This window comes from Arthrobacter sp. CMU6 (assembly GCF_059090205.1).
In genome coordinates, this window is sequence record NZ_JBNHFL010000014.1 from 61755 (window position 1) to 85648 (window position 23894).

A 23894-nucleotide genomic window follows, 5' to 3' on the forward strand; every position below is an offset into this window, starting at 1 on the left:
ATGACGAAGAAGTCAGCCCAGCAGGGACGCACGCCGCTTCCGCGGGGCCTCGCCTCGCCCGACCGCAGAATCCTCGCACATTCCGGCGTGGAGTCCCTTGAGCAGCTGGCGCAGTTGGGGCGGCGCCAGCTGGCGGCGCTGCCGGGCATCTGCCCGCGCACCCTGGCCCAGCTCCAGGATGCGCTGGAGGAGCACGGCCTGGAGTTCGCCTCAGCCTGAGCCCAGCCCCGGGAAGCCGGATGTGAAGGCTGGCCGCGAAAGCTGCCGCCGGCGCCGTTATAGGGTGATTCCATGACTGAATACCGCCGTCTTGGAAAATCCGGACTGACCGTCTCCGTCGTGGGCCTGGGCTGCAACAACCTGGGCCGGGCAAACACGGTAACCGAATCGCAGGAGGGCACGGACGCCGTCGTGCATGCCGCCCTGGACGCCGGGGTGACGCTCTTCGACGTCGCGGACACCTATGGCCGCGAACCGGGCTTGAGCGAAACAATGCTCGGCAAGGCACTTGGCGCCAGGCGGGACGACGTCGTGGTGGCCACCAAGTTCGGTATGGACATGCGCGGAGCCAACGGCGAGGACTTCGGTGCCCGCGGTTCGCGCAGCTACATCATCCGTGCCGCGGAAGCCTCGCTGCGCCGGCTCGGCACCGACCACATTGACCTGTACCAGTTCCACACGCCTGACCCCCTGACGCCGATCGAGGAGACACTCGACGCGCTGAACGACCTCGTCACCAGCGGCAAGGTGCGCTACATTGGCCACTCGAACCGCGCAGGCTGGCAGATCGCCGAGGCCGAATTCGTGGCCCGTGCCCGCGGCGGCGCCCGGTTTGTCTCCGCGCAGAACCATTACAACCTCCTGGACCGCCGTGCCGAGCAGGAGGTCACCCCCGCGGCGGAGGCCTACGGGCTGGGCGTGCTGCCTTATTTCCCGCTGGCCAACGGTCTCCTGACCGGCAAGTACGCGCAGGACCAGGCCCCGGAAGGTTCACGGCTCAGCCACACGCGGACCAACCTGGTGCACGACGCCGACTGGCAGCAGCTGAAGGCGTTCAGCGCCTTTGCCGCTGCCCGCGACCTGACAGAAGTGCAGGTGGCTTTCTCCTGGCTTGCGGCGCAGCCGTCGGTCAGCAGCGTGATTGCCGGCGCCACCCGTCCGGAGCAGGTCCGGCAGAACGCCGGGGCGGTGGCCTGGGTGCCGGACCGGTCCGAGCTCGACGAACTGGATGACATCTTTCCGCAGACCCCCAAGGTGGCCCTGTTCTGATGCCGACCATCCTCATGGATGTTGACACCGGGATCGACGACGCCCTCGCGCTGGTCTACCTGCTGTCCCGGCCGGAGGTCCGGATCGAGGCCATCACCTGCACGGCGGGCAATGTGGGTGCCCGCCAGGTGGCACTGAACAACCTCGCCCTGCTGGAACTCTGCGGCCGGGCAGGAATAGAAGTTGCCGTGGGCGCGGAAGTGCCGCTGGAGATCCCGCTCGTCACCACCGAGGAAACCCACGGCCCGCAGGGGATCGGCTATGCCGAGCTCCCGCCGCCGAAGCAGGAGATTTCGCCGCGGCATGCGGTGGACGTGTGGGTGGATACGGCCCGTGCCCGCCCCGGTGAGGTCACCGGGCTCGTCACCGGGCCGCTGACCAACTTCGCCCTTGCGCTGCGGGCGGAGCCCGACCTTCCCAAGCTGCTCAAGCGGCTGGTCATCATGGGCGGCTGCTTCAACTACCAGGGCAACACGACGCCGACGGCGGAGTGGAACGTTTCGGTGGACCCGCATGCTGCAGCGGAGGTCTTCGCCGCCTACAGCGGCCTTCCGGAGGAGAGCCTTCCCGTGGTGTGTGCGCTCGAGACCACGGAACGCATTGAGCTGCGGCCCGAGCACCTGCAGCGGCTCGCCGAGGCTGCCGGAAGCGAACCCGAACTGGTGCTGCCAGAGCAGCCGGAGGGCCAGCGCAGCCGCTCGGGCAACCCGCTGGTGGCGTGCCTGTCGGATGCCATCCGTTTCTACATGGAGTTCCACCGGCTGTACGACCAGGGCTACATCGCCCACATGCATGACGCCTTCGCCGCCGCGGCGGCGATCGGGCGAACGCCGTACGGCACGCGGCCGGCCACCGTTCACGTGGAAACGGAGGCGCCCCGGCTGGTCGGGACCACCGTTGCCGATTTCCGGGGCATCTGGAAGGAGCCGTTCAATGCCAGGATCGTCACCTCAAACGACCCCGCGCAGTGCTTCGACGAACTGATCTCCTCGGTGGGCGCACTGGCCTCCGCGGTGGGGAAGCGCCCGTAGCACGCCGTGCCCGCGGGTCGGTAGGATGGTAGCCGCGCCAAGGTGACATAGGCGCCTGCTTCCGCGTACGCGAAAGATCACGCCACGGGTGCGGGACCCGCCGTTTTCAGCCTAAGGATCCACCATGTCACAGCCGTCCCTGACCCTTCCTCCTGCCGACCCGAAGGCTGTCCGCCGCCGGAGGCTCTTCGAACTGCTCGGCGCCGCTGCCATCGCCGCCACGTTCATCTTCCTGGTCCTCACCCAGCCTGCCGACATTGCTGGCGGGACGGGCAGCGTTTCCTCGCTCGTCGCGCTGGGCGGCTTTCTTCTCGGTGCCCTGCTGCTGAGCGTGGGCGTGCTCCCCACCCTGCCCACGTCCACCGTGGTGCTCATTCCCGTGGCCCTGGTCCTGAACATCGTGCTGGGACAGCTCATGGGCACCAGCGGGCTGCCGTTCTATCTCGACTCCATCGGCACCGTGCTCATCGCCGTCCTGGCCGGACCTGCGGCCGGCGCCGCCACCGGAGCCCTGAGCAGCATCGTGTGGTCGTTCTTCAACCCAACGGTCCTGCCCTTCGCCGCCGGCGCCGCGCTGATCGGCTTCCTGGCCGGCGTGGCCGCACGGTACGGGCTGTTCCGCCGCTTCTACCTGGCCCCGGTCGCAGGCTTTGTCACGGGTATTGTTGCCGGTGTGGTGTCCGCACCGATCGCCGCGTTCGTCTTCGGCGGCACCTCCGGGGCAGGCACGGGTGCGATTGTCAGCGCCTTCCGGGCCATGGGCGACACCCTGCTGGCCGCCATCACCAAACAGGCCCTGATCTCCGACCCCATGGACAAGGCCATAGTCTTCGCCATCGCCGCCCTGCTGGTTTATGCCCTGCCCCGGCGCACCACGTTCCAGTTCCTATTCGTCCGCCGCTTCCGCGTCCTGGCCGGCAAGGAGCCGGCGGCGCGGAATTCCTGACTCAAGAACAGCCGGTCAGGTGTCCCCGCGCCTCAACCCGCTGACCACGCTGACGGCCGCCGCTGCCGTCCTTGTCATTACGACGGCGGCGGACAGTTGGGCGGTATCCCTCACCGTGGCGGTTGGCGCAGTTCTGTTGTCCGTCGCCGCCGGCTCCCTGCGGCGGGTCCTTCCGGCCGCGGCGGCCATCATTGTGCCGTTCTGGCTGTCGCTGCTGGTGATCCATGGCCTCTTCTTCCCGGAGGGGCGCACGGTGCTGGCCAGCTGGGGTCCCGCCCGGGTCACGGCGGAGGGGCTGTCCTTCGCGTTGGAGATGGGGCTCCGCACCGCGGCCTTCGTCCTGGTGCTGATGGTGTTTTCCTTCAGCGTACGGGTCCCCGAACTGGTTGCCGCCCTGACTGCCCGCCGGGTCCCGCCGCAGATTGGATACGTGCTGGCCTCCACGCTGCTGCTTGCCCCGCTGGTCGGCGCGCGGCTGGAGAAGGTTCGGCAGGCGCAGGAGTCGCGCGGGCTTGTGGTGGGACGGGGGATTGGCAGCAGGGTTGCGGCCATCCGGCTGCAGATGGTCCCGCTGGTGCTGGGCCTGGTCCACGACGCCGGCATCAGGGCGCAGTCTTTGGATGCCAGGGGATTCAGGAGCGCCGGTCCCCGGACCAGCTACACGGAGGTCCGGGATTCAGCCGCGCAGGCGGCCTTCCGCATCGTGGCTGTCCTGCTTGCCCTGGCGGCCGTGGGCTGGCGGATCGCTGAAGCGCTTTCTGCCGTGCCGTCGTCGGCATTGTCGCCTACCGCCGGGGCTGGCCCGGGATGAACGCGGACAGGACGGCCGCAACCACGCTGCTGGCCTCCATTGCCTCGTTTTCTTACCACGGCGATGCCAGCCCCGCGCTGCGCGGGGTGGAGGTGGCCGCCGCGCCCGGCACGCTGACGGCGGTGCTTGGGGGATCCGGCAGCGGAAAATCAACGCTGGGACGGCTCCTCGGTGCCTGGCTGCTCGGCGGGCGGGACGGAACGCTGGCCGGGAGCCTGCAGCTGGAGGTGGCCGGGCAGCTGGCCAGCAGCCGTGCGCTGTCCTTTGCCGGGTCGCCCGATGATCCGCGGATCGATCCCGGGGCGTGGGCCCGGCACGTCGGCTACGTGCCGCAGGACGCAGCGTCCATGCTGTCGGCGGTTCGCGGGACGGTGGCGGAGGAACTCGCCTTCAGCCTGGAAAACCGCGGGGTTCCACGCGAGGATATGGTGCGCACCGTCGCCAATACTGCCGGCCGGACCGGGCTCGACGGGCTCCTGCAGCGGGACCCGGCCACACTGTCCGGCGGCGAGCTCCGCCGCCTGGCTGTGGGCTGCGCCGTGGTGGACGGTCCCGGCATCCTGGTCCTCGACGAGCCGCTCGAGTCCCTGGATCAGGCCGGGACCCGGACCGTGATGGAGCTGGTCCGTGCCGAGCTGGCGCAGGGTACCGCCATTGTGGTGCTGAGCCAGCACGCCGATGCACTGACTCACGCCGCGGAACGCTGGCTGGTCCTGAAGGATGGGAAGGTGACAGCGGCGGGGCCACCGGGCCGGATCCTGCAGGGGACGGCGTTGGCCGCGTCCGGCGTCGTCATCCCGTCCCGGGAACCGCCGCCTCCCGCTGCCTCGGCGATTCCCGCCACCTCGACGCTTTCCGCAGCCTCGAAGCTTTCCGCGGCGGAGGCCGGGGCCGGAACCACCGCGGCGTTGGAGCTGGCGGATGTGGCCTTCGGATTCGGGGCAGGCCAAACGGCTTCGGAGGACAGCTTAGTCCTGGAGTGCGTGGACCTGCAGGTGATGCCCGGGGAAGTCGTGGCCGTGACAGGACCCAACGGCGCCGGCAAGTCCACGCTGCTCCGGCTCCTCAACGGACTGTACCGGCCGCTTCGCGGGGACGTCCGCGTGGCTGGCGAGTCCATTGCGGGGGTTCCTCCGGGCATGGTGGCCCGCCGGCTGGGGCTCCTGTTCCAGCATCCACATGACCAGCTGTTCGAGCGGACCGTGCTGCGGGAGGTGCTGTTCGGGCTGGACCGCCTAGTCGGTACCGAGGCGCCGGAACGGGCAAGGGCAGCCCTGGCCGCCGTCGGCCTTGGAGACAGCGAAAACGCCCACCCCCATGAGCTGCCGGCGTCCGGCCAGCGGCTGCTGGCTCTCGCCACGGTCCTGGCGCGTGATCCGTCAGTCCTCGCGCTCGACGAACCAACGGTGGCCCTGGACGCCCACGGCCTGAAGCGGCTCACCGCCGCCGTGTCAGCGGCGGCCGGCCGCGGCGCCGGCGTCGTGATGGTCACGCACGACCTAGGGTTCGCCAAGGCACACTCCCACCGACTCCTCAGGCTCGACGGCGGCCGGCTCCGACCGCACTAAAGCCCCCCGGGTTGGGGCAGTTCCTGTGCCGAAATGACAGTGGGGAAATGCCGGTGGGGAAAATGCCGGTCAGGAACGGGAAGCCACGCCCGGCGGCAGGAACCGCTTGCCGTTGACGCGCTCCGAGGCCCCCACCCTGTCGAGGTAGGGGGTGATCCCGCCCAGGAACATCGGCCAGCCGGCGCCCAGGATCATGCAGAGGTCGATGTCCTGGGGAGCTGCCACCACGCCCTCTTCGAGCATCAGCCCGATCTCCTCGGCCAGGGCGTCCTGGGTCCGGCGCAGCACCTCGTCTGCGGTTGACGGAGTGCTGCCAAAGGACATCAGGGCCTTAGTGGCCTCGGGTATCTCCTGCGTCCCGTCCGCCGCCGCGGACCACAGTGACCTGACATTGTTGTCGACCAGTTTCTGCAGGTTCTGCGAGACCGGAAAACGGTCACCGAAGGCCGCGTGGAGGGATTCCTGAACGTGCTGTGCCACCGGCAGTCCCACCATGGCGAGGAGGGTGAACGGCGTCATGGGAAGACCCATGGGGCGCAGCGCACCATCCGCAACCTTGGCCGGCGTGCCTTCGTCGAAGGCGGCAGTGACTTCGCCCATGAGCCGCAGCAGGATGCGGTTGACCACGAAGGCGGGGGCGTCCTTGACCAGGACGGCCGTCTTTTTCAGTCCCCGGGCGAGTTCGAAAGCCGTGGCGAGCACGGCGTCGTCGGTCTTCGGTGCCCGGACGATTTCCAGCAGCGGCATGACAGCCACGGGATTGAAGAAGTGGAACCCCACCAGGCGGCCGGGGTGCTGGAGGTCCGCGGCCATGTCCGTCACGGACAGCGAGGAGGTGTTGGTGGCGAGGATGCACTCCGGTGAGACGACGGCCTCCAGCTCGGCGAAGACCTGCTTCTTGACGTTCAGTTCCTCGAACACCGCCTCGATGACAAAGTCGGCGTCCGCGAACGGCTCCCTGGAAACTGACCCTGTCACAAGTGCCTTGGTCTTCGTGGCAACGTCGGCGGCCAGCCGGCCCTTCGCCACGAGCTTGTCCACTTCGTTGTGGACATAGCCGACTCCCTTGTCCACCCGGTCCTGGTCGATGTCGGTCAGGACCACGGGAACCCCGAGCTGTCGGGCGAACAGCAGGGCGAGTTGGCTGGCCATCAGGCCGGCACCCACCACGCCGATCTTCGTAACCGGCCGGGCGAGCTCGCGGCCGGGGGCGCCTGCGGGCCGCTTGGCCCGTTTCTGCACGAGGTCAAGGAAGGCATAAACCGTGGCACGGAACTCGTCGGTCTGCATGAGGCCTGCCAACGTTTCGCATTCGAGCGCGGCAGATTCGGCCTGGGTCAGGGTGCGGTTCGCCGCCATGATGTTCAGCACCTCGGCCGGCGCGGGGGAGGCATTGGAGGTTTTGGTTTCGATGATGGCGCGGCCCGTTGCGACGGCGTCCGCCCAGCGCGCGGCAACAGCCGGGTCGGCAGGATCGACGGCGGCGGGCCGTTCCGGTGTTGCGCCCGAAAGAACGCCAGCAGCCCAGGCAACCGACTGCGCCAGGAAATCCTCCGGCTCGAACAGCGCATCCGCGATGCCGAGCTTGAAGGCTTCGGGGCCGGACAGTGTGCGGTTGTTGTTCAGCGCGTTCTCGATCATCACCTTCACCGCGTTCTCGGGCCCGATCAGGCGCGGCAGCAGGTACACGCCGCCCCACCCGGGTACCAGCCCCAGGAAGGCCTCGGGAAGTGCCAGCGCCCCGGCCGCGGTGGACACGGTGCGGTAGGTGGACTGCAGGGCGATTTCGAGGCCGCCGCCCAGTGCCACGCCGTTGATGAAGGCGAAGCTGGGAACGCCGAGGTTGGCCAGTGTGGCGTAGACCTCGTGGCCGAGCTGCGCCATCCAGAGGCCATGCTCCCGCTCATGCAGGTTCGTGACGGCGGAGAGGTCGGCACCGGCGACGAAAAAGTTCGGCTTGCCGGTTACACCCACAGCCACGATCCCGCCCGCTGCCGCCCGCTCGCGCAGGCCCTCGAGGACGGTGCCCAGTTCAACGAGGGTGTTGGGGCCAAGCGTGGTGGGCTTGGAAGGACCCAGCCCATTGTCCAGCGTGATGAGGGCAAGGATGCCCGGACTGGCCTGGCCGTCAGCGGCCGGGAGCTCGATGTCCTGCACTGACGAATGAGTGACCGCCTCATCCGGGAAGAGATCGGCAAGCTTGCGGAAATCTGCGGCGCTCATTTTGTGGCTCCTCATTGAGACGGGCGGGCCGGTCCGGGCAGGGACAGCCGGGCCGGGCTTTAGTGGTCCTAATGTTACTCGCGAGTAACATTGGCTGCAACCGGTGCGGTTCCTGCCTGTGGGGCCAAGCCTAGAGCGTTTCCCGGTGTTACGGGTGTACGGATGTATCGGTGTGCGGGTGGGGCTGTAGGAGTGTGCGAACGTAAGCGACAAGTTGTAGGCGCGACTTCGGCGTGGCAAACGGGGCCCAGTCCCCAGTCTCCAGTTGCGCTGTCGCGGTGCGTGGTTGCTTGCTGGCGACCCTGGTGTCCGGGCATGGGGCATCTACGCTGCCCTGAACGATGTCCAGCCGGGCCAGGGATCCGTTGGCAGTGGATGTCCGGGGCCGTCGAGGGTTCCTGGGTTCTCGACATCGTCAACGTCGCCGAACACGTCGAAGTCATCGGGTTCGTCTGGCTCATCCGGCGGTTCGGGCCAGGTTGGTGGTTCCCAGTCCTGCTGTTCGCTGGGGTACGACCGGCCCGATGGCGAAATCCAGCCCGGTGGGGTGTCCCGCGTGGCTCCGACAGGTTTCCACGCTGTGGTGTGTTTGAGTCTGTGGTGCTTCGGGCAGGGCTGGCCAAGGTTGCTGATCCCGGTGGTCCCGCCGTTGGCCCAGGCCAGGATGTGGTCGGCGTCGTTGTCCAGGGAGTGGTTGTTGCAGGCCGGGAAGGTGCACCGCGCGTCTCTGAGCCGGAGCCATTGGCGCATTGGCTTGGTGAGCCGGTAGCTGGTGCGTCCGATCTCCAGCGGAGCTCCGTCCCGCGGATCGGTCAGGACCCGAAAAAATGATGAAGCGCCGTGGGCGACGAGCCGGCGGGCCATGGATGGCGGGATCGGTCCGTACCCGTCGAGTGTGGCTGGTTCCTCGGTCAGGCCGAGCAGGGAGAACACCGGAACCGTGACCAGGACCTGCGCCGCCGGAGACGGAACCTCACCGGCCTGCAGAGGGCTCGCCGGCACGCCACCGGCCTGCTCCTCACCGGACGGCGCCGATCCTGCGGGCAGGGAACCTGCGGGAAACGATCCTGCCGCCCGGTGGCCAGGTGCACGGATAACTCCCGAAGCTGGGCCGAGCAGGCACGCGGCGGCGACGTCCACGCGCAGCTGGGTCAGGGTCCGGGACTCGGTCGGGCCCTGCAGGGCGCGGGCGGCGGTGGTGGCGCGGTCCCAGATCCCGGTGGCCTGGTCCGCGGGCAGATATGCGGACAGCCAGGCCATGCCGTCCCGGTCCGGCGCGTACTCCAGCCGGCGGTCCTTGGCACTGTTGCGGTGGCGGGTTTCGATGCCGACCGGGTGGTGCCGTTCCCGCCAGTACCGCGCCTTGGCCCGGAACCTGGACGCTGTCAGTTCCCCGGCCGGGCAGCCCCGCGCCGCGCTGGGCGCGTCAGGGTCCAGGAAATGCGCCTCAAACGCGGCCGCAGTGGCCCGGTCCAGCCCGTCTGTTTCATCGCACATCACCCGGGCGTGCTGCCAGGACAGGGTCCCCGCCCCGAGCGCGGCCAGCGTCAGGGGCAGGTACCTGCCCAGCGTGGCGGATTCAGCCAGGAACCGTGCCGCCGACCCTTCACTCACGGTCAGCGCACAGGCCACCTGCGCAGTCACAGACATCTGCGTGGCGGCCTGTTCCTGTGCGGACGCGTCCGGCGGCGCCGTGGCCTCGACAGTGCCGGCGAAGCCGGCCGCGGCGTGCGCTTTCAGCGCGGCCACCCGGGCCTCCAACCTTGTTGCCTCGGCCAGTACGTCCAGCCATGCATCGGCCCGATCCCCCAAAGGATCCGCGACCGACCCGGTACCTGCACCGGCAAGTGAACCAGCGCCGGTCAGATGGTCAGCGCCCGTCCCAGAACCTGCCTCGGTAGCACCAGCACCGGCCAGGGGATCAGCGCCAGCCAAACCCGCAGAACTAGCCTCGGTCCCGGCGGCCCGACGCACAACAACAGCCAACGCAGCGACGGAGGACTCGATGCCCTCCAGCGTCTCCACTGCTGCCTTGCCATCCATACCCACAGCATGACAGGGGGCTACGACATTAACTCCGCCACACAGCATCGGTCCGGAGGCACCACGCCACGTGGCACCCGGCCCCGTTACGCCACACAATGGCGCGGACCTAGGGGACTGTCCTCCTGGCTGCAGTGTCCTCGGAACGCCGATCCGGCGCCAGGCCTACGCCGAGGCTTCCTTTGGCTCCCTGGCTTCCTTGGGCGGAAGCGGCTGGGGGTTGAGGAATGCCGTGGTGATCAGCGGCGCTGCCAGCCCCACCTGCCACGGCCGGGCGCCCAGCTCGCGCAGTTCCTCGGCGATGGCCGCTTCACTGATATCCGCCGGTGGCCGCCACGCGACGCGGCGGAGGTAGTCCGGGGTCAGCAGGTTTTCGAGCGGCAGCTTGAGCTCGTCCGCCTTTTCCTGCAGCAGGGGCCTGGCGGTCTGCAGCCGCTCTGCCGCGGGAAGGTCGCGGTCGGCCCAGACGCGCGGGGGCGGCGGCGCGTTTGTGGGGAGGTGGAGCGGCGGAAGGTCTTCGAGTGCCCGGGCGGCTGCGATGCACCGCAGCCAGCGGGGGGCCTCGCGCTGGGCTGCCCTGCCGTGGAACCCTTTGGTGCCGAGCAATTGCGGCACGGTCGTCGGCATCGCCTTGGCAGCGGCGACGAGGGCAGAGTCGGGAATGAGCCGGCCGGGGGCAACATCGCGCTTCTGGGCCAGGGCATCGCGTTCCAGCCACAGCTCCCGCACCGCGGCGAGCTGGCGACGGTCCCTGATCTGGTGGAGCCCGGATGTCTTGCGCCAGGGGTCTACCCTGGGCGCTGCGAGCCCGGCGGACAGGATAGCGGCGAACTCCTGTTCGGCGTACTCGAGTTTTCCGTCCGCTTCCAGCAGTTCGATGAGTTCCTCGCGCAGTTCCGTCAGAACTTCGACGTCGAGCGCTGCGTACCGGAGCCAGGGTTCCGGCAGGGGACGGGTGGACCAGTCGGCTGCCGAGTGCTCCTTGGCGAGCCCAAAACCAAGCAGTTGCTCGATCACGGCTGCGAGGCCGACACGGGGAAGGCCTGCCAGGCGGGCTGCCAGTTCAGTGTCGAAAAGTTTGTCCGGCCACATGCCCAGTTCCGACAGGCAGGGCAGATCCTGGCTGGCGGCGTGCAGGATCCATTCGACACCCCGCAGGGCATCGTTGATGATCCGCAGGTCCCCGAACGGCTCGGGGTCGATCAGCCAGGTTCCCGAACCTTCCCGGCGGATCTGGACGAGGAACGCGCGCTGCCCGTAGCGGAAGCCCGAGGCACGCTCGGCGTCGACTCCGGCCGGTCCCGTGCCAGCGGCGATCGCGGCAGCACAACGCTCCAGCCCGGCCTGGGTTTCGATGACCAGGGGCACGCCGTCGCGGGGGGCATCGAGATCAATGACAACGGGGACCCGGCTGTCAAAGCCTTCCACCGTTATGTGGGGTGTGGTTTCAGCAGCCGGAGCGCCGGCTGTGGTGTTATCCGGAATTTGAGGGGTCATGATGACCCTAGTTTACCGGCAGCAGGCGCAAGGGCCGCTCCGGGACGGCACGCGCCGCCGTCGGAACCGACGGCGGCGCGGTGATTACGCGAGCACAGACGAAACTGTGCTTAACGGACTGTGCCGAAACGAGACTTTGCCCATTCGAGACTTTGCCCGGGCGGCCACAGCTCAGGCGAAGAGGCCTTCGCCAATAAAGCCGCCCTGCTTGGCACCCGGCGGGACGGCGAAGAGGCCGGATCCTGTGTGCTTGAGGTATTCCAGGGCGAGGACGTCCTCCTTGGCCATGGTCATCTGCATCGGCACGTAGTGCGTCCGCGGGTCCTTGACGAAGGCAATGAAGAACAGCCCGGCGTCGAGGTGGCCCAGCCCGTCCGAGCCATCGGTGTAGTTGTAGCCGCGGCGGAGCATCCGCACGCCGTCGTTCTGGTCTGCGTGGGCCAGGCGGACATGGGCGTCCATGGCAATGAGTGGCTCGCCGTCGTTGCCCTTGATGGCGAAGTCGGGGGCGGTGAATTCCTTGCCGCCGGACAGGGGAGCGCCTTCTCCCTTGGTCCGGCCGATCAGGCCTTCCTGTTCGCGGAGCGAGGTACGGTCCCAGATCTCGATGTGCATCCGGATGCGGCGCGCCACCAGGTAGCTCCCGCCCTCCATCCAGGCTTCGCCTGGACGGGATCCGGCGCCGGCCCACACGTGCTGGTCGAGGAGGGACGTGTCCTCGGCTTTGAGGTTGTTGGTCCCGTCCTTGAAGCCGAAGAGGTTGCGCGCGGTCTGCTGTGCGCGCGACGTCGACGACGTGCGGCCGAAGCCCAGTTGGGACCAGCGGACGCGTGCCTTGCCGAAGCCTATGCGGGCGAGGTTGCGGATGGCGTGCACCGCCACCTGGGGGTCGTCGGCGCAGGCCTGCACCACGATGTCGCCCCCTGTGCGGGCCGGCTCCAGCGCGTCGCCGGGGAAGTGCGGCAGATCGATCAGGGCATCGGGCCGCTTTCCGGCGAGGCCAAAGCGGGCCTTGCCGTCCTTTTCGAACAGCGAGGCGCCGAAGCCAAACGTGATGGTGAGCCGGCCAGCCTCGAGGTCCAGCGCCTCGCCGGTGTCCTCCGGCGGGGCATCGTACGGGCCGTCGACGGCCCCGGTGGTCCCCGTGGTGAGGCCGGCGGTCATGGCCGCCGCGGCCGCGGTCCAGTCCTTGAGGAGTTCGATGAGCGCCGCGCGGTCTTCGGTGGTGACGTCGAAGGCCGCCATGTGGAGGCGGTCCTGCGCCGCGGTGGTGATCCCCGCCTGCCGGTCGCCGAAGAAGGGGATGACGGAATCGTTGGCAGCGGGCGGTGCTGCGGCGGCCGCCAGCGCGTCGTGGCCGAGCAGGCCGGCGGCGATTCCCGCCACCGCTCCCGCGCCGCCCACGCCGGCCAGTCCCAGAAGTCCGCGGCGGGACAGGCGGCGGTTATCGCCGTCGGACGCCTCCGCCGACGGGACTGAAGCGTCGGGGTGCGCGCCGGCAGGCGGCTGCTCGCCGCCGCCGAAGGGGCAGCCGCTCACAGCACCACTGCCGCGGTGAGCTTAGACAGCGGCTCGCCGAGGGCGTCGACCAGGGCGCTGAGCTGCTGGACCTCGGCCTTGCTCAGCTCGTTGTAGTAGGCAAAGCCGTCGCCCTTGGCGTGCTTCCTCAGCTCAGCCTGCAGGGCGCTGAACTTGGCGTCGAGGTCGGTGGCCAGTGCGGCGTCCTTCTGCTGCAGGGCAGGCTTGAGGTTCTCGAACGCAATCCGGGCGCCGTCCACGTTGGCCTGGAAATCCCAGAGGTCAGTGTGCGACCAGATTTCCTCTTCGCCGGTGACCTTGCCGCGGGCAACCTCATCCAGGAGTTCCTTGGCGCCGTTGCCCAGCTTGTCCGCGCTGAGCTCCACGGTGCGGGTGCGGGTGGCGAGTTCCTCAGTGTCGGCCACCAGCTGCTTGGCGAGTGCCGAGCGCTCAGCTGCGGTCAGCGCCTTGTATCCGGCCGGCGGGAACAGGTCCTTCTCGGCCCGGTGCCAGCCGGTCCACTTCTGTCCCGGTTCAAGGTCCGCCTCACGGGCATCGAGCTTGGGATCGAGATCCCCGAAGGATTCGGCCACGGGTTCGATCCGTTCCCAGTGCATGCGGGTGGCGGCGTACAGGCTCTTGGCCTTGGCTGCGTCGCCTGCAGCGTAGGCCGCGGCGAATTCCTCGGTTCCGGCCACCAGCTGTTCGGTCTGGTCCTTGACGTAGGCCGTGTACTGGGCGACTCCGGTGTCCACGAGCTTCTGGAGGTTGGCGTCAACGGTGGGTTGCTTGCCCGAGTCCTTGACGGTGAAGTCCGCGCGGATGCCATCTCCCTTCATTCCCGGCTTGCAGGCGGTGATGTACTTGCCTGCCGGGGCAGTGAGCACCAGGTTCCGAGTGATCCCGGGGCCGATGTTTTCCACCTCGGCCACGATCCGCAGGCCGTCTTCTGCGAGCACGTAGAACTCGGTGACTTCGGCGCCGTCGTTCTTCACGGCAAAGGTCAGGTTCCCGCTCGGGGCCTCAGTTGCTGAGACCTTGCACTCGGCGTCAGTGCTGGTCACCTGGATGGGCCCGTCAGTGGCTCCGGACGCGTTGGCGTTGGCGTTGTCGGTGCAGGATGCGAGTGCCAGCGGGAGGACTGCGGTGGCTGCCACGACGGCGAGGCGGGCACCGGCAGTCCGGCGGATTTTGGGCGAGGTCAAGCCAGGCATGGGGATTCCTTGGGGGTGTTGGGGATGCGGGGGTTGGTTGGGTACGGTGTTTGGCTGGCCGCAGGGGCTGCCGCTCAGGAGGCGGCGGCTGCCGCTGCGGCAGGAGCTTCCGTCGGCCGGAGCGCCGGGCGGAAGTTGACCCGCAGGTAGAAGAACATGACGGGGACTACGTACAGGACCCAGGCGAATGCTTCCAGCCACGTCGTCGCGGGGGAGAAGTTCAGGGTCCCTTTCAGCAGGGTGCCGTACCAGGACGACGGCGGGACGGCGGCCGAGACATCGAACGCAAGGCTGTGCAGCCCCTGCAGGATGCCGGCCTCCTGCAGGTCGTGGACGCCGTAGGCGAGGACGCCGCCGGCGATAACTACCAGGGCCACGCCTGTCCAGGTGAAGAAGCGGGACAGGTTGACCTTAAGGACGCCGCGGTGCAGCAGGTAGCCGAGCCCGGCCGCCACGGCGAGGCCTAGCAGGGCGCCGAACAGCGGGGTTCCGGATTCGCCGCTGGCCTGGGCTGCGGCCCACAAAAAGAGTGCTGTCTCGAGGCCTTCCCGACCGACGGCCAGAGCCGCGACAAGCACCAGGCCCCAGGCGGCGCCGTCGGCCACGCCATCAACCCGGGAGCGCAGTCCGCTGCCCAGCGTGCGGGCCGTGCGGGCCATCCAAAAGACCATCCAGGTGACCAGCCCGACGGCGACGATGGACAGGCCGCCGCCGATGGCTTCCTGCGCTTCGAAGGTCAGTCCCCGCGGCCCGAAGGTCAGCAGGGCACCGAATCCGACCGACACAGCAACAGCAAGTCCCACGCCCGCCCACAACCGGGGGAGCAGCGCACGGCGGTCGCTCTTGGTCAGGTAAGCCATCAGCAGGACGACGATGAGCGTCGCCTCGAGGCCCTCCCGGAGGCCGATGAGGAAGTTGGCTGTCATGTAAAGCACCTTCTGCCGGGGGAGCCCGTCTTAGGCTCACCTAAGCACGGGACTTTACACGCCGAAGGCGATTAGGCAAAAGAATCATGCCGTAATTACCGGGGAAATTACTCCACCGGTTGGGGCAGCCCTGGGATTGGGGAATGGCGCTGCCTAGGTGCGGCGTCTCCGGGGGAGTGCGGAGACACCGTCGGGCAACGGCGGGAGGCCGGCGAAGGTGCACACCATGTCCGACCACGCCTCGAGGTGGGCCTGGACGTCGGCGCTCGCCGGAGTCCATGACGCGCGCAGCTCGATGTCGATCGAGGCCGGCCGGTCGGCCAGCGTGCCAAAGCTTTCGGACAGCACGCGGGTGGCCGTCCCGCCGGCGGCGCGGTACGGCGCATGGTGGGTTTCGAGGGCTTCGACGAGCCACGTCCACGCCACCGGGCCGAGCATCTCATCGTTGCCCATCTCGGCGTCGAGCTGCGCCCGGATATAGGTGACGATCCGGAACTCCCCGTCCCACACGGCCGAACCGTCCGGGTCGTGCAGCAGGATGAAGCGACCGGTGGCGAGTTCCTCGCCGTCGTCATCATCATCTCCCTGGGAGGCTCCGGCGGCGGCCGAGCGGGCCAGCGCCATCGCCGCCGGCCCGTGGACCGTGGAACGGTCCTTGCCGCCGCTGGGAACTATGACCTCGGCGCCGAGCGCGACGGCGAAAGGCGCCAGCCGGGCGGGCGCCGGGATCTCGTCGAGGCGCAGTTCGCTGCGGCAGCGTGCTTTGCGGAGCGTTCCCAGCGCATACAGGAAATTCGCGGGAACCTGGGCAAGTGCGTTCACAATGGCAGGGTACGCATTGGAAACCGCCGGTTCCGGCAGGCTCGCCGCCTGCTCACGCAATCCTGCGCATGTTACTGGGCCGCCGCCGGTAAGGATCCGTGCCGGGCGAGTTCGGCTTTGATGGCTGCCACGAAGGCGTCGACGTCCTCCTCGCTGGTGTCGAACGAACACATCCAGCGGACCTCCCGGGTGGCCTCGTTCCAGTCGTAGAAGCGGAAGGACTCCCGCAGCCTGTCAGCCACCCCTTCAGGCAGGACCGCAAAGACGCCGTTGGATTCCGTCTTCTGAGTCGGCTCCACGCCGTCAATGCCCTCCACCGCCGCCCGCAGCCGCGAGGCCATGGCGTTGGCGTGTGCGGCCGAACGAAGCCACAGGTCACCTTCGAGCAGGGCAATGAACTGCGCGGACATGAACCGCATCTTGGAGGCCAGCTGCATGTTCATCTTGCGCAGGAAAAGCAGCCCTTGCGCGGCGTCGGGGTTCAGCGCCACCACCACCTCGCCGAACAGCAGCCCGTTCTTGGTTCCGCCGAAGGACAGGATGTCCACGCCGGCGTCGCGCGTGAAAGCCCGGAGGGGGACGCCCAGGTGCGCAGCCGCGTTGGCCAGCCGCGCCCCGTCCATGTGCAGCTTCATGCCCTTGGCGTGGACGTGCTCGGCGATCGCCCGGACTTCCTCTGGTGTGTAGCAGGTGCCCAGTTCGGTGGTCTGGGTGATGGATACCGCCAGCGGCTGGGCGCGGTGCTCGTCGCCCCAGCCCCAGGCCTCGCGGTCGATGAGTTCTGGGGTGAGCTTGCCGTCCGAAGTGTGCACCTGCAGCAGCTTCATGCCGCCCACGCGCTCCGGGGCGCCGTTCTCATCCATGTTGATGTGTGCCGTCGATGCGCAGACCACAGCACCCCAGCGCGGGAGGAGGGACTGCAGGGACAGCACGTTGGCGCCTGTGCCGTTGAAGACGGGGAAGCACTCGATGCCCGGCCCGAAGTGCTCCTCCATCAGCTCCTGCAGGCGGGCCGTGTAGGCATCTTCGCCGTAGGACACCTGGTGCCCCTCGTTGGCGGCGGCCAGCGCGGCAAGCACCTCGGGGTGCACCCCTGAGTAGTTGTCCGAGGCAAAGCCGCGGACCGCGGCGTCGTGCAGTCTGGACATGGTGCCGCTGCCGGCGGTTTCAACCGTTGTTGTCATCTCTTTGGTCACGCTTTCAGTCTAGGTAGTTGGGGCGCTCTGTGCGCTTGCAGCGCCGGCGGGCACAGGGGCCAGCACCAGCCGCTGACCGTTCAGCTCGGCGGCGGGCCGGCTGAAGAGCCCGACGGCGGCCGCCGCCAGCTGCTCGACGTCCGTGTAGCCGGGAAACTTCCGTTTGGGTTGGCTGCTGCGCATGCCTGCGTCCACCAGCGCCTTCACCACAAAGATGACGGCGGCGCTGTGCTGGGACCCATTGGCCGGGCCGTCCTTGCGGAACCCCTCCGCCACGGCCATGGTCCATGCTTCCGCGGCAGCCTTGGCAGCCACGTAGCTCGCGACGCCGGCGGCGGGGCTGTCCACTGCCGTCGAGGACACCATGGCAAACCGTCCGTAGGGCGAGGCAGCGAGGTCGTCGTAGAAGACGCGGGTCACGTTCCGGAGCGTCGTGACCGCGCTGCGTTCCAGGAAATCCCAGTCCTCATCGGTCTGGCTGGTGATGCCCTGCGCGCCGCGCCAGCCGCCCACCAGGTGGATGATGCCGTCGATTTTTCCTGCGGTGCGCGCGAGTTCCTGCTGCAGTTCGCGGACGGCTGCGAGGTCGCCCAGATCACAAACGAGTGGCGTGGCGCCGCCCGCGGTTTCCGCAGCGGCCTCGATGCGCACCTTGTCCGAACCCGCGGTGTAGACGTCAAAGCCGGCCCGCAGCAGGGCGCGGGCGGCTGCGACCCCTGATGGTCCGCTGCCGCCCGTGACCAGCACGCGCGGTGGCCTGCCGCCGGCCGGCCCGGAGATGGCCCGCTCCGAACCAGCCGGGCCGGAGCCGGTCATGCTGCCGTCAGTCATGCTGCGGCTGCCGCCGGGCTGTCCGCCGGCAGGGCAGGGTCGGTGGAACCGGTGATGCCTGCGGTGGATTCGATGACGGGGCGCATCTTCTTTTCCAGGGCCTCGTAGAACATGGACAGCGGGAACTCATCATCCAGGACCTGGTCGGTGAGGCCCCGCGGCGGCCCGTCGAGCGGGAGGGCGTCCGGCCCTTTGGCCCAGACAGAAGCCGGGCTTGGCGTGACGGTGCCCGAGATCAGTTCGTAGGCCGCCAGCCAGTGGGCTGTCTTGGGCCGGTCGATGGACCGCCAGTAGAGTTCCTCGATCCGGGCGCCCAGCTCCACCACGACGCCGGCGACGTGTTCCCAATCGATGCTCAGCCGGCTGTCGGTCCAGTGGAGGACACGGTGCTGGTGCAGCCAGGCGAACAGCAGCTGGCCGCCGAGCCCGTCGTAGTTGCGCACCCGGCTGCCGGTGATGGCGAACCGGAAGATGCGGTCGAAAATGACGGCGTACTGCACGAGCTTGGCGTGCCGGCGGGCTTCCGGGTCCGCCGCTTCGTCCTTCTCGATCTTCACGGATTCCCGGAACGCTGTCAGGTCGCAGCGCAGCTCCTCGAGGGAGTACAGGAAGAACGGCATCCGCTGCTTGATCATGAAGGGATCGAACGGCAGGTCCCCGCGCATGTGCGTGCGGTCATGGATCAAGTCCCACATGACGAAGGTCTTCTCGGTGAGCTCCTGGTCCTCGAGGAGTTCCACGGCCCCCGCCGGCAGCTCAAGCGAGGTGATGTCGGCAGCGGCCCGCAGGACGCGGCGGAAGCGCGCCGCTTCCCGGTCGGCGAAAATGGCGCCCCAGGTGAACCGGGGTGTCGCGCGCACGCCAACGGTTTCGGGGAACAGCACGGCGGAGTTGCTGTCGTACCCGGGGGTGAAGTCTATGAAGCGGATGGGCACGAACAGGCGGTTTGAGTAGTCGCCCTGTTCCAGGCCTGCAATGAAGTCGGGCCACACGACGTCGATGAGGACAGCCTCCACGAGCCGGCTGCTGCTGCCGTTCTGCGTGTACATGGGGAAGACCACCAGGTGCTGCAGGCCGTTTTCGCGGTCCGCCTGCGGCTGGAACGCCAGCAGGGAGTCCAGGAAATCCGGTACGCCGAACCCGCCCGCGGCCCAGCGGCCAAAGTCGCGGCAGGCCAGGTCCAGGTACAGGGAATCGTGGGGGAATGCCGGTGCCAGCGCCTCGATGGCGCTGACCAAGGCTTCTACGTGGCCGTGGGCGGCCGCATGGCCGGCCTGGTCCGGGATGGAGCCGTCCTGCACCTGCAGTTCCCGCAGGGCAATGGCCGCGGCCTTGAGCCGCTGCCATGCCGGGTGTTCTGCGGAGATCCGGGGTGGTGCTGTGTGTACGGTTACGGTCATCGCTGGCCTCGCCTTTCGGGTTATCTGAGCTTCCACGGCGAGCGTAGCAAGCAGAAAGGCTTCCTAATGGATCATAGGCCCGAGCGTAAGTAACTGGAGTGCTCGAGGCTGTTCCTATGACTTCTAGGCGCAGCGCCCGGCAACCTCAGTCCTGCGGGCTGTCGGCTGCCGGGACCAGCTTCAGTGAGATGGAGTTGATGCAGTAGCGCTGGTCGGTCGGCGTCCCGTAGCCCTCGCCCTCGAAGACATGTCCGAGGTGCGAGTCGCAGTTGGCGCACCGCACCTCGATGCGGTCCATTCCCAGGGTGCGGTCGTGGATGTAGCGCACGCGCCCTTCAGCCAGCGGTGCCCAGAATGAGGGCCAGCCGCAGTGCGAATCGAACTTCTCCTTGCTGGTGAACAGCTCGGTCCCGCATGCGCGGCAGTTGTAGACACCGGCGGTGTGGGTGTCCCAGTATTCGCCGGTGTACGGGCGTTCCGTGCCGGCCTGGCGCAGCACGTGGTACTCCTCCGGTGTCAGTTCCTGCCGCCAGTCTTCGTCGGACCGGCCGGCGGCAGGGGTTCCGGAGGTGTTCGTGAGGTCAGTGTTTTCAGGAGTGCTCATAGTCGGACCAACGCTCAGGAGTCCCCGATAAATCCCGAGCCCGCGTAAAGATGCAGTACGGGCAGGCCCAGCTTGTCCTGCGCCCTGTTGGCCCAGTCGGTATGGAACGTGTCCGACACCGCATGCGGCCTGGTGATGACGACGGCCTGGGCAGCCCCAAGCTCCTTGACCTTGGCCACGAGACCGTTAACGGCCCCGCCGGCCACCACCTCGCCGGCAACGCCGCCGCCGAGTCCTTCCAGCGCGCTGACCGAGGTGGCCAGCGTCGCATCCGCCGCTGCCCGTTCCTCTGCAGGGTCCGGCGCGTGGGAGGTCAGCTCCCGGAAGGCCTTGGCGATGTCCAGCATCGACAGGTTCTCAAGGAAGTCCACCAGCAGATGCCGTTCGGTATTGGCAGGCACCAGCACAACCAGGGGCGCGTCACCCCCGTCCACCAGGCGTTCGATGTTCACGCGGTCGTCCGCACCCAGCGGCTCTTCAGTCAGAATGACGATTGGATCGCTCATGGCATCAGCCTAGTCCCGCCCGCCAGTGCCCGCATGTATTTGGCCGGCATGCATTTGGCCGCCGGCATGTGGCCGCGAATGTGCCGGAAGGCGCCGGATCCGTCAAGATGGGTGGCATGGATTCCGCGCAGGCTGCCTTAACAACCCCGTCTACTGCCCAGGGCAGTGCGATGACCCTGAGGGCGAAATGGACGCTCGGGGGAATCATTGCCGGCGGCAGCGCGGCTGCCCTGCTCGGCGCCGGATCGTCGGCCCTCGCGCTCTACTTTGCCCGCCGGGTCCTCACCCCGGCCAGGGCGAGGGCTGCGGACCAGGAAGTCCTGGCGGTCATCAGGGACGGAAGGGATCTGCAGGTCATCCTCGCTGCCACGCCGGAGACAACACACAATGGCGTGTACAGCCTCTTTTTCGATGCCGGTGCCGGGCATGCCCGGATCGGCAGGATCCTGTCCTATTCCCCGGCCGAGCGCACAGTGCTGCGCGATGTTGAGGCCGTCTACAGCGGCAACCTGGAAACCGCGGGCCGCGGCTGGTGGGGAGGCGCCACGTACCAGCACCCCTCCGACGTCGGACTGGCGTCGGAAGATGTCGCCATTGAGGTTGAGGGCGGAACTGCCCCGGGCTGGCTGATCCCGGGCGAACCAGGGGCCGGGACCTGGGCCATCATGGTCCACGGGCGTGGGGCCACCCGGCAGGAGTGCCTGCGTGGAGCGCGGGTGGCCCACGAGCTGGGGCTGCCGAATTTGCTGGTTTCCTACCGGAACGACGGCCTGGCACCGGCAGCATTCGACGGCCGGTACGGGCTGGGTTCGACGGAGTGGCGGGACATCGACGCTGCCATCTCCTTTGCACTGGCCCGCGGTGCCCGGGAGGTTGTTCTCTTCGGCTGGTCGATGGGCGGCGCCATCTGCCTGCAGACCGCGGACCTGTCGGAGCACAGGCATGTCATCCGGGCCATGGTCCTGGACGCGCCCGTCATCGACTGGGTGAATGTGCTGGCCCACCACGCTGAGCTGAACCGGATCCCGTCGGCCGTCGGCCGGTACGGCCAGCTGATGATGGGCCACAAGGTGGGCCGCCGGCTCACGGGACTTGCTGCGCCGGTGGACCTTAAATCAATGGACTGGGTGTCGCGGGCCGTCGAACTCCGGACGCCGACGCTCATCATCCACAGCGTGGACGATGAATACGTTCCCTACCAGCCGTCGGCCCTGCTCGCCGAAAAGAACCCGGAAATGGTCACGTTCGAGCCATTCGAGGGGGCGCGGCATGCCAAGGAGTGGAACGCCGACCCGGTCCGCTGGGAAACCACCGTCCGCGCGTGGCTGCAGCAGCAGCTGGCGCCGCGGGTAAATCCGGGTTCCAGTCCTGTTCAGCCTGCCTGAGAGCCGGTCCCGATCGCGGCTGTGACGGCTTTGGTGAGGCGCACGAGGTCGCGGGGATCCAGTTCGATGTCCAGGCCGCGCCGGCCGCCGGACACCAGGATGGTGTCCAGGGTGAGGGCGCTTTGGTCGATGACCGTGGGGGAGGGCTGCCGCTGTCCCAAAGGCGAAATTCCGCCCAGCACGTAGCCGGTGCGCCGTTCAGCCGCCGCCGGGTCAGCCATGGTGGCCTTTTTGCTGCCCAGTGCCGCAGCTATCGCTTTCAGGTCCAGGCTTCCGCTGACGGGAACGACGCCGACCGCCAGTTTGCCGTCGATCTCCACCATGAGCGTCTTGAAGACCCTCGCTGGATCGATCCCCAGCACCTCGGCCGCCTCCATGCCGTAACTGGCCGCGGCCGGATCATGGCTGTACGGGTGCAGATTAAAGGAAACGCCCGCCGCAGCCAGTACGGCTGTGGCAGGCGTTCCCTGTGACGTGTTTTTTCGCGCCATGCAGGGGTCCGGCTCCTACGCGTAGAGCCGGGCCGCGGCGGCCACCTTGCGCTTGATGCGCCCGAGCATCGCGGTCATGCCGCGCATGCGCAGCGGCGTAATGGCGCGGGTCAGGCCGAGCAGTTCCGGCATGTCGTCGGGTACAGCCAGGATCTCCTCGGCGGTCAGGCCGTCCAGCCCTTCATGGAGCACTCCGGCGAAACCACGCGTGGTGGGGGCCTCCGGCGGCGCCTTGAAGAACAGCCGGAAGGCGGGGGATCCGCCGTCGTTGTTTTCCGCCTCAATGGTGAGGAAAAGGGGCGACTGGCATTCCACCACCTGCTCCAGCAGCTCGGGGTGGTCGTTCAGGCGCTCCGGCAGCTCCGGCAGGCCGCGGGAGAACTCCAGCAGGAGCTGCAGCCGCTCGGGCTCGCTCAATGCCTGGAAGTCGTCGACAATCTCCGCCAAGGCGGTGGGAAGTGCTTGAGTACTCATCACTTCCAGCTTACGCAGGTTGTCCCCGTCCGCCGCTTTTTTACGCTTACTTACCTGGCGGCAACTGCCGGCACTGAGCCGCGTTCCGCACCCTTGGCAATCGGCACGCGCACGGCGTTGCCCCATTCGGTCCAGGAGCCGTCGTAGTTGCGGACGGTTTCAAAACCGAGGAGGAACTTCAGTGCGAACCAGGTGTGGCTGGAGCGTTCGCCGATGCGGCAGTAAGCCACAACGTCGTCACCTTCGGTGAGTCCTGCCTCACCCAGGTACAGGGCCTCAAGCTCGGCGCGGCTGCGGTAGGTGCCGTCCTCTGCTGCTGCCCGTGCCCACGGGATCGAGGCCGCGGTGGGAATGTGGCCGCCACGCAGCGCGCCTTCCTCGGGGTAGGCAGGCATGTGGGTGCGCTGGCCGGTGTATTCCTCGGGGGAGCGGACGTCGATCAGCGGCTTGCCGAGGTGGGCCAGGACGTCTTCCTTGAAAGCGCGGATCGGGGTGTCGTTGCGCTCCACCACCGGGTAATCGGCGACGGCCGGGGAGGGGATGTCGGTGGTCAGCGGACGGCCTTCGGCGATCCACTTGTCGCGGCCGCCGTCGAGCAGGCGGACGTCCTCGTGGCCGAACAGGCTGAAGACCCAGAGGGCGTAGGCGGCCCACCAGTTGGACTTGTCGCCGTAGATGACAACGGTGGTGTCGCGGGAGATGCCCTTCGCTGCTGCCAGGGCGGCGAAAGCCTCGCCCTCCACGTAGTCACGGGTCACTTCGTCGTTGAGGTCGGTGTGCCAGTCGATCTTGACCGCCCCGGGAATGTGGCCGGTTTCGTAGAGCAGGACGTCTTCATCGGACTCCACCACAACGAGCTTGCCGTCATTAAGGGCGCCGGCGTCGATGGCCGCAGCCAGCCACTCGGTGGAAACAAGCCGCTCCGGGTGCGCGTAGGCGGCGAACTTCTCGTTCTGTTCAACGGGGTAGGACATGCGTATGGCCTTTCACTAAACGGTCAGGTCAGACCGCCGGGGGACGGCAGGTCACTGGTCCAACACTAGCCACGGGCCGGTACGAATGCTCCTGTGTGTTAACAGGACGAAATGTGTGGTTGCTCACGGCATCGCCGGGAGCAAGGCCTTGCCCGCAGGGCGGGC

22 protein-coding genes are annotated in these 23894 nt (G+C 68.1%); 7 read left to right on the plus strand and 15 right to left on the minus strand.

All coding sequences use genetic code 11. The annotated features are described in order from the left end of the window. The 6 genes from AC5RWD_RS11605 (at position 1) to AC5RWD_RS11630 (ending at position 5625) form a co-directional block, all read left to right on the plus strand. Positions 1 to 219 carry a helix-hairpin-helix domain-containing protein gene (locus tag AC5RWD_RS11605; RefSeq protein ID WP_494020149.1) on the plus strand — a complete coding sequence of 73 codons (219 nt, stop codon included), beginning with the start codon at positions 1 to 3 and terminating at the stop codon, positions 217 to 219. Between the two features lie 72 nt (positions 220 to 291). Beyond that, entirely contained in the window at positions 292 to 1269 is a 978-nt protein-coding gene (locus AC5RWD_RS11610) for an aldo/keto reductase (RefSeq protein WP_494020150.1), read from the plus strand. After that, positions 1269 to 2300: a nucleoside hydrolase gene (locus AC5RWD_RS11615; RefSeq protein ID WP_494020151.1), complete on the plus strand. Its 1032-nt coding sequence runs from the start codon at positions 1269 to 1271 to the stop codon at positions 2298 to 2300. The genes AC5RWD_RS11610 and AC5RWD_RS11615 overlap by 1 nt, the downstream gene beginning before the upstream one ends. A gap of 124 nt (positions 2301 to 2424) precedes the next feature. Further along, the gene (locus AC5RWD_RS11620; protein ID WP_494020152.1) at positions 2425 to 3246 is read left to right on the plus strand and encodes an ECF transporter S component; all 822 of its coding nucleotides are present in this window, start codon (positions 2425 to 2427) and stop codon (positions 3244 to 3246) included. A 19-nt stretch (positions 3247 to 3265) separates the two neighbouring features. Beyond that, positions 3266 to 4057 carry an energy-coupling factor transporter transmembrane component T gene (locus AC5RWD_RS11625; protein WP_494020153.1) on the plus strand — a complete coding sequence of 264 codons (792 nt, stop codon included), beginning with the start codon at positions 3266 to 3268 and terminating at the stop codon, positions 4055 to 4057. Then, complete coding sequence (locus tag AC5RWD_RS11630; protein WP_494020154.1) at positions 4054 to 5625, plus strand: ABC transporter ATP-binding protein; 1572 nt, start codon at positions 4054 to 4056, stop codon at positions 5623 to 5625. Before AC5RWD_RS11625 ends, AC5RWD_RS11630 begins: the two co-directional genes overlap by 4 nt. Positions 5626 to 5694: 69 nt before the next feature. On the opposite strand, the gene AC5RWD_RS11635 is transcribed toward AC5RWD_RS11630, so the two are convergent. The 12 genes from AC5RWD_RS11635 to AC5RWD_RS11690 all read right to left on the minus strand — a co-directional run bounded on the left by AC5RWD_RS11635 (position 5695) and on the right by AC5RWD_RS11690 (position 20405). Next, positions 5695 to 7848, minus strand: coding sequence for a 3-hydroxyacyl-CoA dehydrogenase NAD-binding domain-containing protein (locus AC5RWD_RS11635; RefSeq protein WP_494020155.1), 2154 nt, complete (start codon positions 7846 to 7848; stop codon positions 5695 to 5697). A 324-nt stretch (positions 7849 to 8172) separates the two neighbouring features. Continuing rightward, positions 8173 to 9891: an HNH endonuclease signature motif containing protein gene (locus tag AC5RWD_RS11640; protein ID WP_494020156.1), complete on the minus strand. Its 1719-nt coding sequence runs from the start codon at positions 9889 to 9891 to the stop codon at positions 8173 to 8175. 165 nt (positions 9892 to 10056) lie between these two features. After that, a complete protein-coding gene (locus tag AC5RWD_RS11645) occupies positions 10057 to 11388 on the minus strand; it encodes an HRDC domain-containing protein (protein WP_494020157.1) in 1332 nt (443 codons plus the stop codon). Between the two features lie 171 nt (positions 11389 to 11559). Further along, positions 11560 to 12927 (minus strand): iron uptake transporter deferrochelatase/peroxidase subunit, encoded by a 1368-nt coding sequence (gene efeB, locus AC5RWD_RS11650; RefSeq protein ID WP_494020158.1) that lies wholly within the window; start codon positions 12925 to 12927, stop codon positions 11560 to 11562. After that, positions 12924 to 14120: an iron uptake system protein EfeO gene (efeO, locus tag AC5RWD_RS11655; protein ID WP_494020159.1), complete on the minus strand. Its 1197-nt coding sequence runs from the start codon at positions 14118 to 14120 to the stop codon at positions 12924 to 12926. Before efeO ends, efeB begins: the two co-directional genes overlap by 4 nt. Positions 14121 to 14194: 74 nt before the next feature. Then, positions 14195 to 15046, minus strand: a complete 852-nt coding sequence (gene efeU / locus AC5RWD_RS11660) for an iron uptake transporter permease EfeU (RefSeq protein ID WP_494020160.1) — start codon at positions 15044 to 15046, stop codon at positions 14195 to 14197. Positions 15047 to 15199: 153 nt separating this feature from the next. Further along, positions 15200 to 15871: a DUF3000 domain-containing protein gene (locus tag AC5RWD_RS11665; protein ID WP_494020199.1), complete on the minus strand. Its 672-nt coding sequence runs from the start codon at positions 15869 to 15871 to the stop codon at positions 15200 to 15202. A gap of 68 nt (positions 15872 to 15939) precedes the next feature. Beyond that, entirely contained in the window at positions 15940 to 17052 is a 1113-nt protein-coding gene (locus AC5RWD_RS11670; protein ID WP_494020200.1) for a threonine aldolase family protein, read from the minus strand. 21 nt (positions 17053 to 17073) lie between these two features. Continuing rightward, positions 17074 to 17895 carry an SDR family NAD(P)-dependent oxidoreductase gene (locus AC5RWD_RS11675; RefSeq protein WP_494020161.1) on the minus strand — a complete coding sequence of 274 codons (822 nt, stop codon included), beginning with the start codon at positions 17893 to 17895 and terminating at the stop codon, positions 17074 to 17076. Next, positions 17892 to 19295, minus strand: coding sequence for a DUF6421 family protein (locus AC5RWD_RS11680; protein WP_494020162.1), 1404 nt, complete (start codon positions 19293 to 19295; stop codon positions 17892 to 17894). The genes AC5RWD_RS11675 and AC5RWD_RS11680 overlap by 4 nt, the downstream gene beginning before the upstream one ends. A 145-nt stretch (positions 19296 to 19440) precedes the next feature. Beyond that, a complete protein-coding gene (msrB, locus tag AC5RWD_RS11685) occupies positions 19441 to 19899 on the minus strand; it encodes a peptide-methionine (R)-S-oxide reductase MsrB (protein ID WP_494020163.1) in 459 nt (152 codons plus the stop codon). A 14-nt stretch (positions 19900 to 19913) separates the two neighbouring features. Beyond that, positions 19914 to 20405, minus strand: a complete 492-nt coding sequence (locus AC5RWD_RS11690; RefSeq protein ID WP_306922438.1) for a hypothetical protein — start codon at positions 20403 to 20405, stop codon at positions 19914 to 19916. 116 nt (positions 20406 to 20521) lie between these two features. Here AC5RWD_RS11690 and AC5RWD_RS11695 point away from each other — a divergent pair, with 116 nt between their 5' ends. Further along, positions 20522 to 21790 carry an alpha/beta hydrolase family protein gene (locus AC5RWD_RS11695; RefSeq protein WP_494020164.1) on the plus strand — a complete coding sequence of 423 codons (1269 nt, stop codon included), beginning with the start codon at positions 20522 to 20524 and terminating at the stop codon, positions 21788 to 21790. On the opposite strand, the gene ybaK is transcribed toward AC5RWD_RS11695, so the two are convergent. From ybaK to AC5RWD_RS11710, 3 genes are read right to left on the minus strand one after another with little or no spacing between them, the layout of a single operon-like run. After that, complete coding sequence (ybaK, locus tag AC5RWD_RS11700) at positions 21778 to 22281, minus strand: Cys-tRNA(Pro) deacylase (protein ID WP_494020165.1); 504 nt, start codon at positions 22279 to 22281, stop codon at positions 21778 to 21780. The two genes, AC5RWD_RS11695 and ybaK, sit on opposite strands and share 13 nt — an antisense overlap. A gap of 15 nt (positions 22282 to 22296) precedes the next feature. Continuing rightward, positions 22297 to 22755: a SufE family protein gene (locus tag AC5RWD_RS11705; RefSeq protein ID WP_494020166.1), complete on the minus strand. Its 459-nt coding sequence runs from the start codon at positions 22753 to 22755 to the stop codon at positions 22297 to 22299. Positions 22756 to 22805: 50 nt separating this feature from the next. Next, positions 22806 to 23729 carry a sulfurtransferase gene (locus AC5RWD_RS11710; RefSeq protein ID WP_494020167.1) on the minus strand — a complete coding sequence of 308 codons (924 nt, stop codon included), beginning with the start codon at positions 23727 to 23729 and terminating at the stop codon, positions 22806 to 22808. Between the last annotated feature and the right edge of the window lie 165 nt (positions 23730 to 23894).

Excerpts from the sequence above, each read along its gene's own strand:
- AC5RWD_RS11640 (WP_494020156.1), bottom strand. The coding sequence starts at position 9,891 with ATGGATGGCAAGGCAGCAGTGGAGACGCTGGAGGGCATCGAGTCCTCC.
- AC5RWD_RS11680 (WP_494020162.1), bottom strand. The coding sequence starts at position 19,295 with ATGACCGTAACCGTACACACAGCACCACCCCGGATCTCCGCAGAACAC.
- AC5RWD_RS11645 (WP_494020157.1), bottom strand. The coding sequence starts at position 11,388 with ATGACCCCTCAAATTCCGGATAACACCACAGCCGGCGCTCCGGCTGCT.
- AC5RWD_RS11610 (WP_494020150.1), top strand. The coding sequence starts at position 292 with ATGACTGAATACCGCCGTCTTGGAAAATCCGGACTGACCGTCTCCGTC.
- AC5RWD_RS11675 (WP_494020161.1), bottom strand. The coding sequence starts at position 17,895 with ATGACTGACGGCAGCATGACCGGCTCCGGCCCGGCTGGTTCGGAGCGG.
- AC5RWD_RS11710 (WP_494020167.1), bottom strand. The coding sequence starts at position 23,729 with ATGTCCTACCCCGTTGAACAGAACGAGAAGTTCGCCGCCTACGCGCAC.
- AC5RWD_RS11690 (WP_306922438.1), bottom strand. The coding sequence starts at position 20,405 with ATGAGCGATCCAATCGTCATTCTGACTGAAGAGCCGCTGGGTGCGGAC.
- AC5RWD_RS11635 (WP_494020155.1), bottom strand. The coding sequence starts at position 7,848 with ATGAGCGCCGCAGATTTCCGCAAGCTTGCCGATCTCTTCCCGGATGAG.
- efeO (WP_494020159.1), bottom strand. The coding sequence starts at position 14,120 with ATGCCTGGCTTGACCTCGCCCAAAATCCGCCGGACTGCCGGTGCCCGC.
- AC5RWD_RS11615 (WP_494020151.1), top strand. The coding sequence starts at position 1,269 with ATGCCGACCATCCTCATGGATGTTGACACCGGGATCGACGACGCCCTC.
- ybaK (WP_494020165.1), bottom strand. The coding sequence starts at position 22,281 with ATGGCGCGAAAAAACACGTCACAGGGAACGCCTGCCACAGCCGTACTG.
- AC5RWD_RS11705 (WP_494020166.1), bottom strand. The coding sequence starts at position 22,755 with ATGAGTACTCAAGCACTTCCCACCGCCTTGGCGGAGATTGTCGACGAC.
- AC5RWD_RS11630 (WP_494020154.1), top strand. The coding sequence starts at position 4,054 with ATGAACGCGGACAGGACGGCCGCAACCACGCTGCTGGCCTCCATTGCC.
- AC5RWD_RS11620 (WP_494020152.1), top strand. The coding sequence starts at position 2,425 with ATGTCACAGCCGTCCCTGACCCTTCCTCCTGCCGACCCGAAGGCTGTC.
- efeU (WP_494020160.1), bottom strand. The coding sequence starts at position 15,046 with ATGACAGCCAACTTCCTCATCGGCCTCCGGGAGGGCCTCGAGGCGACG.
- AC5RWD_RS11605 (WP_494020149.1), top strand. The coding sequence starts at position 1 with ATGACGAAGAAGTCAGCCCAGCAGGGACGCACGCCGCTTCCGCGGGGC.
- msrB (WP_494020163.1), bottom strand. The coding sequence starts at position 19,899 with ATGAGCACTCCTGAAAACACTGACCTCACGAACACCTCCGGAACCCCT.
- AC5RWD_RS11670 (WP_494020200.1), bottom strand. The coding sequence starts at position 17,052 with ATGACAACAACGGTTGAAACCGCCGGCAGCGGCACCATGTCCAGACTG.
- AC5RWD_RS11695 (WP_494020164.1), top strand. The coding sequence starts at position 20,522 with ATGGATTCCGCGCAGGCTGCCTTAACAACCCCGTCTACTGCCCAGGGC.